Source organism: Baekduia soli, from assembly GCF_007970665.1.
In the GTDB taxonomy this organism is placed as follows: Bacteria; Actinomycetota; Thermoleophilia; order Solirubrobacterales; family Solirubrobacteraceae; genus Baekduia; species Baekduia soli.
The window spans coordinates 1490480-1503611 of sequence record NZ_CP042430.1; the positions used below are offsets into that span (position 1 = coordinate 1490480).

A 13132-nucleotide genomic window follows, 5' to 3' on the forward strand; every position below is an offset into this window, starting at 1 on the left:
AGGACCGCTGCATGACCGAAGAGCGCGCCACGCTGTTGCAGGGAGGCCGGGTCGTCAGCGCCGACGGCGAGTACGACGCCGACGTCCTGGTCGTCGGCGAGCGGATCGCCGCGGTCGGCGACGTCCAGGCGCCGCCCGGCGCCACCGTGATCGACGTGTCGGGCTGCCGCGTGCTGCCCGGGCTCATCGACAACCACACCCATCTCTCCATGCCGTTCATGGGGATGATGTCCTCCGACGACTACGACACCGGCACCCGCGCGGCCGCCGCCGGCGGCGTGACCTGCCTCGTGGACTTCGCGATCCAGCGCGAGCCCGACCAGCTGCGCTCGGCCCTGGAGGAGTGGCAGGGGCGCGCGGAGGGCGCCGCCCACGTCGACTACGGCTTCCACATGGCGATCACAAACGCCAACGAGGCCACGATCGACGACATGCAGGCGATGACCGACGCCGGCGTCAGCTCGTTCAAGCTGTTCATGGCCTACAAGGGCGAGCTCATGACGCGCGACGACGCGATGACCGCCTGCCTGGAGCGCGCCCGCGATCTCGGCGCCCTGACGATGGTCCACGCCGAGAACGGCGACGTCATCGACCTGCTCGTCAAGCGCGCGCTGCACGCGGGGCAGACCGACGCGATCCACCACGCGCTCACCAGGCCCGAGTTCGTCGAGGCCGAGGCCACGAGCCGCGCCGCGCGCCTGGCCGAGTACACCGGCGCCTCGCTGTTCGTCGTGCACGTCACGTGCGCCGCGGCGGCCGCCGAGATCGAGGCGGCCCAGCAGCGCGGCATCGCGGTCAGCGCCGAGACGTGCACGCAGTACCTCGTCAACACGATCGACGACCTGCGCCGCCCCGGCGTGGAGGGCTGCCACTACATCTGCTCGCCGCCGCTGCGCGACGCGTCCAACCACGAGCCGCTCTGGGACTACGTGCGCCGCGGCGTGCTCGAGTCGGTCTCGACCGACCACTGCCCGTTCACCAACGAGCAGAAGTCCCGCGGCCTGCACGACTTCAGCCTCGTGCCCAACGGCATGCCGGTCATCCAGCATCGCCTGGCCAAGCTGTGGGACGAGGGCGTGGTGGCCGGCCGCCTGACGCCGAGCCAGCTCGTGGACCGCACGTCGACGACGATCGCGCGGCGCTTCGGCCTGGCCGGCAAGGGCGCGATCGCCCCGGGCAAGGACGCCGACGTCGTGGTCTTCGACCCGGCCGCACCGCGGGACTACGGCACCCACACGTCGTTCATGAACGTCGACTACGACGTCTACGAGGGCGAGACGGCCAGCGGGTCGGTGCGCCACACGTTCTCGCGCGGCACGCTGGTCTACGACCGCGGGCAGATCCTCACCGAGCCCGGGCACGGCCGGTTCGTCGCGCGGTCGACGGCCGTCGGGGCCGGGGTGGCCGCGTGAGCCTGCAGATCGACGCCGGCCGGGTCATCGCCGACCTGCGCGAGCTCGCCGCCGCCAGCGGCGGCGAGCACGCGGGGGCCAAGCGGCTGGCGTGGTCGCCGGACTGGTCGGCCGCCCGCGAGTGGCTGGGCGGCAAGCTCGCCGAGCTGGGCGACCGCGTGACCGTCGACCGCGACGAGGCCGGCAACCTCTGGGCCCAGCTCGACGGGGACGGCAGCACCGACGGCTTCGTCGTCGTGGGCTCCCACATCGACGCGGTCCCCTCCGGCGGCTGGCTCGACGGCTGCCTCGGCGTCATGGCCGCGCTGGAGGTGCTGCGCACGCTGGCGGCGGCCGACGCGCCCCCGCCCGTGACCGTGCGCCTCGTCGACTGGGCCGACGAGGAGGGCGCGCGCTTCGGCCGCAGCCTCGTCGGCTCCTCGGCCGTCGCGGGCACACTGGACCCCGACGACGTCCGCGGGCTCCTCGACGCCCAGGGCACCACGCTGCAGGACGCGCTGGCCTCCGTCGGCGTCGACCTCGACGCCGCGGCGGGCGCTCGCTCGCGCCTGGACGGTGCCCGCGCCTACCTCGAGCTGCACATCGAGCAGGGCCCGGTGCTCCTGGACACCGGGCGCCTGGCCTCGGCCGTCAGCGGCACGTTCGGCGACGAGCGCTACCTCATCGGCTTCACCGGCCAGTCCGCCCACGCGGGCTCGACGCCGATGCACCTGCGCCGCGACACGCTGGCCGCCGCGGCGACCGCCGCGCTGGAGATCCGCGAGGTCGGCATCCGCCACGGGGGCGTCACGACCGTCGGCTCCATCGCCAGCTCGCCCGGGGTCATCACGGCGATCGCCGGCGCCTCGGAGATGATGCTCGACCTGCGCCACCTCGAGGCGGAGGTCCTCGCCACGATGCTCGCCGAGTGCCGGGCGGCCTGCGAGGACGCGGCGCGCACGTTCGACTGCGAGGTGGCGTTCCGGCGCGTGTTCGGCGCCACCCCGACCCCGTTCCATCCCGAGCTCGTCGCGCTCGCCCGCAGGGCGGTCGACGCCGCCGGCGGCGGGGACGGGCCCCCCATCCCGAGCGGGCCGCTGCACGACGCGACGGAGATCGGGCGCCTCGTGCCGACCGTGATGATCTTCGCCCAGTCCGATCCGCCGATCTCGCACACGGAGGTCGAGGACTCCTCCGAGGAGGCTCTGCGCGTGGCGATCGAGGCCTACGGCGCCACGGTCGGCGGGGCACTGGAGCTCGTGGCCGCCGGCGGCCTGGAGGCCGCCCGATGATGGACTTCGGCGTGGTGCTGCAGACCGACCCGCCGGCGGCACGGGTCATCGACCTGGCCAAGCGCGCCGAGGCCTACGGGTTCTCGCACGCGTGGACGTTCGACTCCCACCTGCTGTGGGAGGAGCCGTTCGTCATCTACAGCCGGATCCTCGACGAGACCCACAAGTTGATCGTCGGGCCGATGGTGACCAACCCCGCGACCCGCGACTGGACGGTCACCGCGTCGCTGTTCGCGACGCTGAACGAGATGTACGGCAACCGGACGATCTGCGGCATCGGGCGCGGCGACTCGGCGGTGCGCGTCATCAACGGCAGGCCCGTGCGGCTCGCCGACCTGCGCGCGAGCATCGAGGTCATCCGCGGCCTGGCCAACGGCGAGGCGGTGGAGTACCGCGGCACCACGCTGCGGCTGTCCTGGAACCCGGCCAGCCGCCTGCCGGTCTGGGTCGCGGCCTACGGGCCCAAGGCCCTGGCGCTGACCGGCGAGGTCGGCGACGGCTTCATCCTCCAGCTCGCCGACCCCGACATCGCGGCCTGGAGCATCGCGGCCGTGCGGCGCGCCGCGGCGGCCGCGGGACGCGACCCCGACGCGATCACGATGTGCGTCGCCGCGCCCGCCTACGTCACCGACGGCACCGACGCGGGCCTGGCCCACGGGCGCGACCAGTGCCGCTGGTTCGGCGGCATGGTCGGCAACCACGTGGCCGACATCGTGGCCCGCTACGGCGCGGGCGGCGCGGCGGTGCCCACCGCCCTGACGGACTACATCGCCGGGCGCGAAGGCTACGACTACAAGGACCACGGCCGCGCCGACAACCCCCACACGGCCTTCGTGCCCGACGCCATCATCGACCGCTTCTGCCTCATCGGACCGGCCGCCGAGCACGTCGCCCGGCTGCGGGAGCTCGCCGCCCTGGGCGTCGACCAGTTCGCCGTCTACCTGCAGCACGACGCCAAGGACGCCACGCTCGGGGCCTACGGCGAGCAGGTCCTCCCGGCCGTGCACGGGCGCATCGCGGCGCCCGAGTGAGCCCTGCCGGCCCGTCGTGTGCGCCGGCGCACACGATCCACGTGCGCATGCGCACGTCCTCGACCGTGCGGCGAACGGCGGACCGCAGATCGGGGACCACCTGTCGGTCCCGCGGGGGCGGTCGCGCACCTAGGCTGTGTCCACGCCGTCACCACCGACGGCCGACACACCAGCCGGCTCTCCTCCGGTGGTGTCGGCCGGGGGACGGACGACCCGGACCCGCCCTGACCCAGCGGCCCGGGGGCGCAGCCGGCTCCCGCCCTGACCCAGCGGGCCGGCCGCATCGGCAACGTGAGGTCGGCCGAGGCCCCTGGCGGGGGACACGACAGCTCCCGCCGGGGCGCCTCGGTCGCTCACGCCGGCCGGCGGACCTGCCCTGCGGGCGCCCTACGTGGCGGCCAGGTCGGTCAGCACGCGGTCGAGCTTGTCCCAGCGCTCGTCGGTCGCCCGCTCGTTGCCCGCGACCCAGGTCAGCAGCAGGTTGTGGCCGTAGCGCTTGCGCGCGATGAACGCGGGGGCCTGGGACCGCAGGGCCTTGAACGAGAGCTGCTCCCAGGAGATGCCGTGCGCGTCGGCGGGCGCCACCGCCACCTTGGCCGTCGGGTTGTCGTCGGCGGCCAGGAGCGCGGCGATCTCCCGGCCGGGGCGCGAGCCCTTGACCACGTAGATCGTGAAGGTCCCGAACTCGGCGACCTCGGCGGTGGGCTCGTCGCCCAGGTCCAGCGTCGTGTACTGCGGCGGGTCGGTCGGGCTGCGCGTCAGCGCGGCGCCGGTCCGGCGCTTGAAGTGCGCGACGACCTGCTCGGAGGTGAACGTGCCCGACGCGGCCCGCGCCCTCGGCGTCGTGGTCGTGCCCGCCGCGGGCTCGGCGGTCGCCGTCGCCGGCGACGGCAGCGTCGCGCCGGCGGCCGGCCGCGCGGGCGTGCCGCTCGTGACGGGCAGGCGACCGGAGGCGTCAGAGGCGCCCGAGGACGACCCGCCGCCGCAGCCCGCCGCCAGCCCGAGGACGAGCGAGGCGGACAGCGCTGCCACGAGCCGGGCCATGGGCCGGGATGGTAGCCAAGGCCTGTGCGAGGATCGCCGGATGACGCGATCCCTGGTGCACACCTGCATGCGCGTGCGCGACCCCGAGGCCTCGGCCCGCTTCTACGCGGTGCTGGGCTTCGAGCGTCGCGGCGCGCTGAACTTCGACTCGGCCTACAACATCTACCTCGGCCTGCCCGGGGCCGGCGATCAGCTCGAGCTCACGGTGAACGTGGGCCGCGACGAGCCCTACGACCTCGGCGAGGGCTACAACCACATCGCCGTGACCGTCGAGGACATCGACGCCGTGCTCGCCGACCTCGACGCCCAGCTCGGCGTCGAGCCGGAGAAGCCGCCCTACCGCCCCGGCGGCCGCGACGACCTCCCGCGGATCGCGTTCGTCGCCGACCCCGACGGCTACCGCATCGAGCTCATCGACGGGGGCCGGTTCGACACGCCCCAGGACGGCCCGCACCCCTCGACGACCTGACGCCGCGGCGCCGCTGGCGCTTCCGCGAATTGTTTCTCACCTCCGCCGGCGTTATGGTCGGCGGCGGTCGAGGGTCAACAAGTGGAAGGTCGGTGTTCGATGGCGACGGTCACGTCCGAGGTCGCGGCGGAGATCGAGGTGCTCACGACGCTGGTGCGGCGGATGTTCCCGCACGCGTCGTTCCCCGATGCCCCCTACGAGCGGTGCGCCGCCGCCATCCACGCCGCGGGCGACGACGACCCGCGGCTGCGGGCCCAGCTCGGCCAGGGCATCCGCGAGCTGCAGGCCCGCGGGTTCGCGGACCTCTCCGAGGACGACGCGCTCGCGCTCCTGCGGGAGATCAGCGGGACGGTCTTCTTCCAGGCCGTGCGGGCCAAGACCGTCACGACGCTCTACGACGACCGCGAGGTCTGGGCGCTGCTGGGCTACGAGGGCGCGTCCTACGACCAGGGCGGCTACCTGGAGCGCGGGTTCGCCGACCTCGACTGGCTCCCCGCGGCGCGGATCGAGGAGGCGTCGTGAGCGGCGCGGCGGTCAACGGCTCCGCCAACGGGGCCGGCGGCGTGCGCACCGCGCAGGAGCTCGGCCGCGCGGCCCAGAGCGGCAACCACTTCGACCACGACGACGGCGACGTCGTCGTCGTCGTCGGCTCCGGAGCCGGCGGCGGCACGCTGGCCCACGAACTGTGCCGGCAGGGCGTCAAGGTCGTCGTCCTGGAGGCCGGGCCGCACCTGACGGCCGACGACTACCACCAGGACGAGTGGCCCGCGTTCAACCAGATGGCCTGGCTGGACGCTCGCACGACGTCGGGCTCCTGGCGCGTGGCGAGCGACTTCCCCAACCTCCCGGCGTGGACGGTCAAGGCCGTCGGCGGCACGTCGACGCACTGGGCCGGCGCCTGCCCGCGCTTCAAGGACTACGAGTTCAAGGCGGCGACGACGTACGGCGGCGGGATCGACGGCGCGTCGCTGCTGGACTGGCCGATCACGCTGGCCGACCTCGAGCCCTACTACGACCGGGCCGAGGTCAAGATGGGCGTCACGCACCGCCACGGGCGCGCGCCGCTGCCGGCCAACAACAACTACACGGTGTTCGCCAACGGCGCCAAGGGCGTCGGCTACGACGGCTACGCCACCGGCCCCTACGCCACGAACGCCGAGCCCTTCGACGGGCGCCCGGCGTCCGTGCAGGACGGGTTCAACTTCCAGGGCGACAAGCACGGCGCGAAGTGGTCGACCCTGGTCGCCGAGCTGCCCAAGGCGGCGGCCACCGGCAAGCTCGACCTCCGGGCCGACGCCCACGTCGTGCAGATCACCCACGACGCCCAGGGCCGCGCCGACGCCGTGCTCTACCTCGACGGCGACGGGGCGCTGCACCGCCAGCGGGCTCGCGCCGTGTGCGTCGCGGGCAACGCGATCGAGAGCGCGCGGCTGCTGCTGCTGTCGAGCTCGCCGTCGCATCCCGACGGCCTGGCCAACTCCTCCGGGCAGGTCGGGCGCAACTACATGCGCCATCTGACCGCCTCGGTCTACGGACGGTTCCCCAAGCCCGTGCGCATGTACCGCGGCGAGACGATGGCGGGCATCATCACCGACGAGTCCGGCCACGACCCCGACCGCGGGTTCGCCGGCGGCTTCTACATGGAGACGCTCTCGCTCGGCCCGTCGTTCCTGGCCGCGTTCATCGACCCCGGCGCGTGGGGCCCCGACTTCACGGCGGCGATGGACGCCTACGCCCACACGGCCGGGATGTGGCTCGTCGGCGAGGACATGCCGCAGGAGACCAACCGCGTCACGCTGAACCCCGACGTCTCCGACCAGCACGGTCTGCCCGCGCCCAACGTGCACTGCGACGACCACGCCAACGACGTGGCCATGCGCGAGTACGCGTGGGAGAAGGGCCAGGCGGTCTACGCCGCCGTCGGGGCGCGGGCCAGCTCGCGCACCCCGCCCTACCCCTCGACGCACAACCTGGGGACCTGCCGGATGAGCGAGTGCCCGCAGGACGGCGTCGTCGACGCCTGGGGGCGCGCGCACGACGTGCCGAACCTGTTCGTCTCCGACGGCTCGGTGTTCACCACGGGCGCGGCGGCCAACCCGACCCTGACGATCGTCGCGCTGGCCATCCGCCAGGCCGAGTTCGTCGGCGAGCGGCTGCGCGACGGGACGCTCTAGGGCGAGGCCTTCGCGCGCTTGACGCTGCCCTTGCCGCCGGCGCCCACCACCCGGAACGCCCCGCGCATGAACGGATGGATCCGGCAGAAGTAGGTGTAGGTGCCGGCGCCCAGGTTCCTGGGCGTCTTCCAGGTGTTGCGGTTGGCCGCCGGCGTGAACCTGCCGGCGCGCCCGCCGCCGAAGGACGGCCCGTAGCCCAGCTCGCCGGAGTCGAAGCGCACGGGGCCGTCGGCGAGGGGGTAGGCGATGCCCGTCGTGGCCGTGCAGGGCGCCTTGCACGCGGTGATCGTGTGGTAGGCGGAGGCGCGCGGCTTCATGGCCCGCGTGGCGTCGAGGTTCGTGAACGTCAGCGACCGCCCGGCCCGCACGACGGGCGGCCGGCCGGCCCGGCCGGTCATGCTCAGGTCGCCGTTGCCGTAGATGAAGCCCTTGATATCCACGTTGGACGGCGCGGAGCCGTCGAGCAGGTCGCGGGCGTCGGGCAGGCCCGAGGACGGGTCGCCGCCGTGGTTGTCGTTCTCGGGCAGATGGCCGTGGGTCACGAGGCCGTGCCAGTCGATCGGCGTGGTGAACGGGTCGGCCGCGCCGGCCTGGATGCCGTCGGCGTACCACACCACCATGATGCCCATGGACTCGTACCACGAGGCCTTGCCGGTGTCGTAGGTCGTGCTGACGTCGAGCGTGTCGCCGGCGCGGACGGCGACGCGCCAGTCGGGCCTGGTCGCCGTCAGCGACACATCCCAGGAGACCGCCCCGGCCGGCTCGTAGTACTTGGCCTCGGAGCGGAACAGCTCCTTGCTGACCCCGCCGCGCGTGGCCCTCAGGTCGTCCCACAGCCCGCCCGGGTGCAGGTGGCCGGCGGTCCCGACGAGCGTGACGTCGCTGGGGGCGGTCCACTGGTGCGCGACGCCGATGTCGCGCCTCTGGGCGCCCTTGGCCTGGTCGGGGAACGTGAAGCGGCCCTTGGTGCCCGTGCCCTGGTAGGCGTCGAAGACCGGGTAGGCCGCGATGCCCGCGACGTCCATCCACAGCGGGTGCACCGGGATCAGCGACTGGGCCGCCGGCTCGCTGTCGGGCAGGAAGTCCATGTCGTACTTGATGTAGACCGACGTCGGGTTCGGCGTCAGGTTGTGGATCATGTAGTTCATGATCCAGCTGTCGCTCGGGTCGTAGTGGTAGCCGTAGCCCTCGGGGAGGTTGAAGACCGTCTTCTCCTCGCCGGCCGCGAAGGTGGGGTAGTTGTTGTTCAGCCAGACGCCGTGGTGCAGGTGGATGACGTCGACGCGTGGCACGTCGTGCCCGCCCTGGGCGTTGACCTTGGTGTAGACGAGGTCGGGCCTGAAGCGCGTGATGTAGCCCGGGACCTGCGGGCGCTGGTCGTTGGGTCGCGCCTCGATCGTGTTCTGCCCGGGGGTGATCCGGATCGGCCCGTAGAGGTAGGTCAGGTGCTGCAGGCCGGGGTAGTCGGCCGAGGGCACGACCTGCACCGCCGAGATGTGCGCGCCGGGCAGGGCGGCCGCCGACGCGGGCACGGTGGCCGCCGCCAGGACGATGAGGGCGGCGGACAGGGCGACGATGCCGGCGCGGAGCGGGCGGGGCAGCATGGGACGGGACGGGTCCTCGGGCCAGCCGGTCGCGTGACCGGGCGGTCGGCAGGGCCACGCGAGCGTAGCGCCTTGTTGACCACCCGGTCAACTGCGCGTAGCGTGCCCGGCACGTGAGCGCGCCGAAGGGCATCCGGCTGCACCGTGACGAGCGCCGCGAGCAGCTCGTCGCCCTCGGCCTGGAGCTCCTGGGCTCCAGCCCGCACGGCCAGGTCTCCATCGGCGAGATCGCCCGCCGCGCGGGGATCTCCAAGGGCCTGCTGTACCACTACTTCCCGACCAAGAGCGACTTCGTCGTGGCCGTGCTGCGACGGTCGATGGACGAGCTGGACCGGCGCATGCGGCCGGCCGACCTCGGCGGCGGCCCGGTGGCGATCCTGGACCAGAGCCTGGACGGCTTCCTCGGCTACGCCCACGAGCACGCCCAGGGCTTCCTGGCCGTCGTGCGGGCCCGCGGCGGCGCCGACGCCGCGATCCGCGCGGTGCTGCTGGAGGGCCGCCGGCGGCGCGTGGCGACCATGGTCGACTTCGCCGCCGCGCTGGCCGGCCGCCCGCGTGAGCAGCTGGCCTCGCCCGGGCTGGACCTGGCGATCGAGGGCTGGCTCTCGTTCTGCGAGGGCGTGGCGGCGCGCTGGCTGGCCGAGGGCGGCGCCGACCGCGAGGCGGTGGCGCGCCTGCTGCGCGACGTGCTGCTGGCGGCCTACGCGTCGGTCGGCGTGGCCGATGGCCGCGAGGCGTTCGCGGCGCTGGCCGAGGCGGCCCGCAGCGCCGCGGGCGGGGTCTCGGGACCCGCATTGACGAACACGTAGGTCTTCAGCGCCACGTAGCGGGTGACGGTGGCCACGAGGCTGGCGGCGATCAGCACGGCGAGCTCGACGCCGCGCGGCGGCGCCGGGTCCAGGCCGTGCAGCACGCCGAGCGCGCCGGCGGTGAGCCCGAGCGTGAGCGCGTAGACCGCGGCGCCGCGCAGGTGGTGGTGCAGCAGGTGGCGGCGCCCGCGCAGCCCGAAGGTCAGCCAGCGGTTGGCGGCGGTGTTGCCGACGGCGGTGACCGCGAGCGCGAGCGCGTTGGCGCCGCCGGCGCCCATGGGGCCGCGCAGCGCCAGGTACAGCAGCGCGTAGGTCACTGTCGAGGCGACTCCGACGAGCATGAAGCGCGCCAGCGGGGCCGAGAGGGCCAGCCGCGCAACGCCGTGCAGGTCGTCGACCGCGGTGCGGACGATGTCCACGCGCGAGTCGGGGTCGTCGACCCAGTCCACGGGGACCTCGTGGGTCCGCAGCCCGTGGCGCTGGGCGAGGACGAGCAGCTCGGTGTCGAAGAACCAGCCGTCGTCGCGGATCTCGGGCAGCAGCTGCCGGGCGGCCACGGCGGTCACGGCCTTGAAGCCGCACTGGGCGTCGGAGAACCGGGCGCGCAGCGTGGTGCGCAGGATCATGTTGTAGGTGCGCGAGATCAGCTCGCGCTTGGGGCCGCGCTGCACCCGCGCGCCGGCGGCCAGCCGCGAGCCGATCGCGACGTCGCAGTGGCCCGAGAGCAGCGGGGCCACGAGCGGCAGCAGCGCCCGCAGGTCGGTCGACAGGTCGACGTCCATGTAGGACACGACGCGGGCGTCGCTGGCCGACCAGGCCTGGCGCAGCGCCAGCCCGCGGCCCTTGCGGTCCAGGCGCAGGGAGGTCACGCCGGCCAGCTCGCGGGCGAGGCGGGCGGCGATGGCCGGCGTCGCGTCGGTGCTGGCATTGTCGGCGATGACGATCCGCCACGTGAAGGGGAACGCCTCGGACAGGTGGGCGTGCAGGTGCCGGATGCCGGGCTCCAGGGCCGCCTGCTCGTTGTAGACGGGGACGACCACGTCGACGTCGACCGGCGCGGCCGGCGCCGGGAGCAGGGGGCGGGGCGAGGGCCGCGGTTCCGGTGGGCATGGGGGCACTGTCCACGCCGCCCACAAGAGCGCCGTGGGATGCGGCTGAGAGCTCCCTGGGAGGCCCGCCTCTCAGGAAGGTCTGAGCAAGCGCCGGGGATCCGCCCAGGGGGCGTGCCGATGCTGGGGCCATGTCGACGACGACCTCTCCCGGCCTGCGCCTCCCCGAGGCCATCAGCCCCGCCCGCGAGCGCCTGCGCGCGCTGCGCATCCCCGCCCCCGAGCTGCTGGGCCTCCTCGTCCTGGCCGCCGTGCTCGACCTCTGGGCCCTGGACCGCAACGGGTGGGCCAACACGTACTACTCGGCCGCGGTGCGCTCGATGAGCACGAGCTGGCACGACTTCCTCTACAACGCGTTCGATCCTGCGGGCGTCATGACGGTCGACAAGCCGCCGCTCGCGCTCTGGGTCCAGGCGCTGTCGGTGCGGGCCTTCGGCTCCAGCTCGTGGAGCATGCTCGTGCCGCAGGCGCTGATGGGCGTGGCGACCGTCGGCCTGGCCTACGACCTCACGCGGCGGCGCTTCGGCCGCCCCGCCGGCTTCGTCGCCGGCCTCGTGCTGGCCACGACCCCGATCACCGTCGCCATCTCGCGCCACAACAACCCCGACGCGCTCGTCGTGCTCTGCTCGGTCGCCGCGCTGTGGGCGATCGTCCGCGCGCTGGAGGACGGCCGGACGCGCTGGCTCGTGCTGGGCGGGATCTGCGTCGGGCTCGGCTTCGAGACCAAGATGGGCACCGCCCTGCTCGTGCTGCCCGCCCTGGCGGCCGCCTACCTGTGGGTCGGGCCGCGCGGCCGCCTGGTCGCCGTGGGCCAGCTGCTGACCGCCGGCGCCGCGCTGGCGGTCGTCGCGCTGGCCTGGCCCGTGCTCGTCTGGCTGACGCCGGCCGCCGACCGGCCATGGGTGTCGGGCACGGCCGACAACAGCATCTGGTCGTTGATCATGAACTACAACGGGCTCGGCCGGCTCGACGGCCAGCTCGGCGGCCCGGGCGGCGCGACCGGGGGGCCGGGCGGCGGCCCCGGCGGCGTGTTCGGCGGGGCCACCGGTCCGCTGCGCCTGCTGGACGCCAGCCTCGGCGGCCAGGCCGGATGGCTGCTGGGCATGGCGCTCGTCGGCGGCCTGGCGCTCGTGGTGATCACCCGGCTGCGGAGGACCGACCCCCGCACGGGCTGGCTCATCGCCGCCGGCGGCGCGTTCGCCACGACCGCGGTCGCCTTCAGCTTCGCCAAGGGCATCTTCCACCCGTACTACGTGTCGATGCTCGCGCCGTTCACGGCGGTGCTCGTGGGCGCCGCCGCCGGGGTCATCCTGCGCGGCGACGTCGCCGCGCGCATCGTGGCCCCGCTGGCCATCGGCGGCGGCGTGGCCACCGAGGTCCTCGTCATCCACCGCGACGCGACCGACGAGCGCTGGCTGGTGCCCGTGCTGATCGTCGCCGGCCTGGCGGCCGCGGCCGCGCTCATCGCCCAGATGCCGCGCCTGGCGCGCGGCGCCGTGCTGGCCGTGGCCCTCGGCGCGCTGCTCATCGCGCCGGCCACGTGGGCCCAGGAGACGATCGGCCACGCCACGAGCGGCACGTTCCCCGCGGGCGGGCCGGCCTCGTCCGGCGGCTTCGGCGGTCCGGGCGGCGCCCGTGGCGGCTTCGGCGGGCCCCCGGGCGCGATGACGGGCGCCATGCGGGCGCTGCCGCCCGGCTTCGCCGCGCCGCACGGCGGCGGCACGGCCGCCGCGCCCCGCGGTGCCACGGCCGGAGCGGGCCCCGCGGGCGGCTTCGGCCGCGGCGGCGGGATGTTCGGCTCCAACAGGAACCTCGCGGCCGCGCTGGCCTACGCCAAGGCCCACGGCGGCGGGACGATCGGCGTCGCCGGCCAGCAGAGCGCGTCGGACGCGATCATCGCCTCGGGCGCCGGCGTGGCGGGCATCGGCGGCTTCTCGGGCCGCGAGAGCCAGGTCTCCGCGGCGTGGCTGGCCCAGGCCGTCCGCGACGGCCGCATCCGTTACGTGCTGACCGACGGCACGAGCGGCGGCATGGGCAACGACGGCCGCGTCGGCGCCGGCGCCCTGATGACCGCCGTGCAGAAGGTCGGCACGCAGACCTCGGTGATCGGGCTGTACGACCTGCAGGGGAAGGCCGACGCGCTGGCCGCCACCGGGGCCTGAGCCACCGCCGGCCCGCCGACTTCCGGCCCGCGCTTGCATCGCGGGCC

Annotated in this window: 11 protein-coding genes; 8 read left to right on the forward strand and 3 right to left on the reverse strand. The window is 74.4% G+C overall.

Annotated features, from left to right (window positions below):
* Nucleotides 1-11 precede the first annotated feature (11 nt).
* From hydA to FSW04_RS06910, 3 genes are read left to right on the forward strand one after another with little or no spacing between them, the layout of a single operon-like run.
* Complete coding sequence (gene hydA / locus FSW04_RS06900; RefSeq protein WP_146917677.1) at nucleotides 12-1412, forward strand: dihydropyrimidinase; 1401 nt, start codon at nucleotides 12-14, stop codon at nucleotides 1410-1412.
* Nucleotides 1409-2683 (forward strand): Zn-dependent hydrolase, encoded by a 1275-nt coding sequence (locus FSW04_RS06905; protein ID WP_228430966.1) that lies wholly within the window; start codon nucleotides 1409-1411, stop codon nucleotides 2681-2683. Before hydA ends, FSW04_RS06905 begins: the two co-directional genes overlap by 4 nt.
* Nucleotides 2683-3714: a TIGR03842 family LLM class F420-dependent oxidoreductase gene (locus FSW04_RS06910; RefSeq protein WP_146923548.1), complete on the forward strand. Its 1032-nt coding sequence runs from the start codon at nucleotides 2683-2685 to the stop codon at nucleotides 3712-3714. Before FSW04_RS06905 ends, FSW04_RS06910 begins: the two co-directional genes overlap by 1 nt.
* Before the next feature lie 387 nt (nucleotides 3715-4101).
* Here the strand turns inward: FSW04_RS06910 and FSW04_RS06915 are convergent, their stop codons facing one another.
* Nucleotides 4102-4758, reverse strand: coding sequence for a hypothetical protein (locus FSW04_RS06915; RefSeq protein ID WP_146917680.1), 657 nt, complete (start codon nucleotides 4756-4758; stop codon nucleotides 4102-4104).
* A gap of 40 nt (nucleotides 4759-4798) precedes the next feature.
* On the opposite strand from FSW04_RS06915, the gene FSW04_RS06920 reads away from it, so the two are divergent.
* The 3 genes from FSW04_RS06920 (at nucleotide 4799) to FSW04_RS06930 (ending at nucleotide 7401) form a co-directional block, all read left to right on the forward strand.
* Nucleotides 4799-5227: a VOC family protein gene (locus FSW04_RS06920; RefSeq protein WP_146917682.1), complete on the forward strand. Its 429-nt coding sequence runs from the start codon at nucleotides 4799-4801 to the stop codon at nucleotides 5225-5227.
* A 99-nt stretch (nucleotides 5228-5326) separates the two neighbouring features.
* Nucleotides 5327-5749 (forward strand): gluconate 2-dehydrogenase subunit 3 family protein, encoded by a 423-nt coding sequence (locus FSW04_RS06925; protein WP_146917684.1) that lies wholly within the window; start codon nucleotides 5327-5329, stop codon nucleotides 5747-5749.
* 41 nt (nucleotides 5750-5790) lie between these two features.
* The gene (locus FSW04_RS06930; protein WP_146923550.1) at nucleotides 5791-7401 is read left to right on the forward strand and encodes a GMC family oxidoreductase; all 1611 of its coding nucleotides are present in this window, start codon (nucleotides 5791-5793) and stop codon (nucleotides 7399-7401) included.
* On the opposite strand, the gene FSW04_RS06935 is transcribed toward FSW04_RS06930, so the two are convergent.
* On the reverse strand, nucleotides 7398-9005 hold the full coding sequence (locus FSW04_RS06935) for a cupredoxin domain-containing protein (RefSeq protein ID WP_146917686.1): 1608 nt from the start codon (nucleotides 9003-9005) through the stop codon (nucleotides 7398-7400). The genes FSW04_RS06930 and FSW04_RS06935 overlap by 4 nt on opposite strands.
* A gap of 113 nt (nucleotides 9006-9118) precedes the next feature.
* Here FSW04_RS06935 and FSW04_RS06940 point away from each other — a divergent pair, with 113 nt between their 5' ends.
* Entirely contained in the window at nucleotides 9119-9814 is a 696-nt protein-coding gene (locus FSW04_RS06940) for a TetR/AcrR family transcriptional regulator (RefSeq protein WP_146917688.1), read from the forward strand.
* Here the strand turns inward: FSW04_RS06940 and FSW04_RS06945 are convergent.
* Nucleotides 9706-10932 carry a glycosyltransferase gene (locus FSW04_RS06945; RefSeq protein WP_146917690.1) on the reverse strand — a complete coding sequence of 409 codons (1227 nt, stop codon included), beginning with the start codon at nucleotides 10930-10932 and terminating at the stop codon, nucleotides 9706-9708. The two genes, FSW04_RS06940 and FSW04_RS06945, sit on opposite strands and share 109 nt — an antisense overlap.
* A 122-nt stretch (nucleotides 10933-11054) precedes the next feature.
* On the opposite strand from FSW04_RS06945, the gene FSW04_RS06950 reads away from it, so the two are divergent.
* Nucleotides 11055-13085 carry an ArnT family glycosyltransferase gene (locus tag FSW04_RS06950; RefSeq protein ID WP_146917692.1) on the forward strand — a complete coding sequence of 677 codons (2031 nt, stop codon included), beginning with the start codon at nucleotides 11055-11057 and terminating at the stop codon, nucleotides 13083-13085.
* Nucleotides 13086-13132: the final 47 nt, after the last annotated feature.

What these genes read in the sequence shown, in the direction of transcription:
- FSW04_RS06950 (WP_146917692.1), top strand. Translation starts at nt 11,055, where the DNA reads ATGTCGACGACGACCTCTCCCGGCCTGCGCCTCCCCGAGGCCATCAGC.
- FSW04_RS06915 (WP_146917680.1), bottom strand. Translation starts at nt 4,758, where the DNA reads ATGGCCCGGCTCGTGGCAGCGCTGTCCGCCTCGCTCGTCCTCGGGCTG.
- FSW04_RS06910 (WP_146923548.1), top strand. Translation starts at nt 2,683, where the DNA reads ATGGACTTCGGCGTGGTGCTGCAGACCGACCCGCCGGCGGCACGGGTC.
- hydA (WP_146917677.1), top strand. Translation starts at nt 12, where the DNA reads ATGACCGAAGAGCGCGCCACGCTGTTGCAGGGAGGCCGGGTCGTCAGC.
- FSW04_RS06935 (WP_146917686.1), bottom strand. Translation starts at nt 9,005, where the DNA reads ATGCTGCCCCGCCCGCTCCGCGCCGGCATCGTCGCCCTGTCCGCCGCC.
- FSW04_RS06925 (WP_146917684.1), top strand. Translation starts at nt 5,327, where the DNA reads ATGGCGACGGTCACGTCCGAGGTCGCGGCGGAGATCGAGGTGCTCACG.
- FSW04_RS06920 (WP_146917682.1), top strand. Translation starts at nt 4,799, where the DNA reads ATGACGCGATCCCTGGTGCACACCTGCATGCGCGTGCGCGACCCCGAG.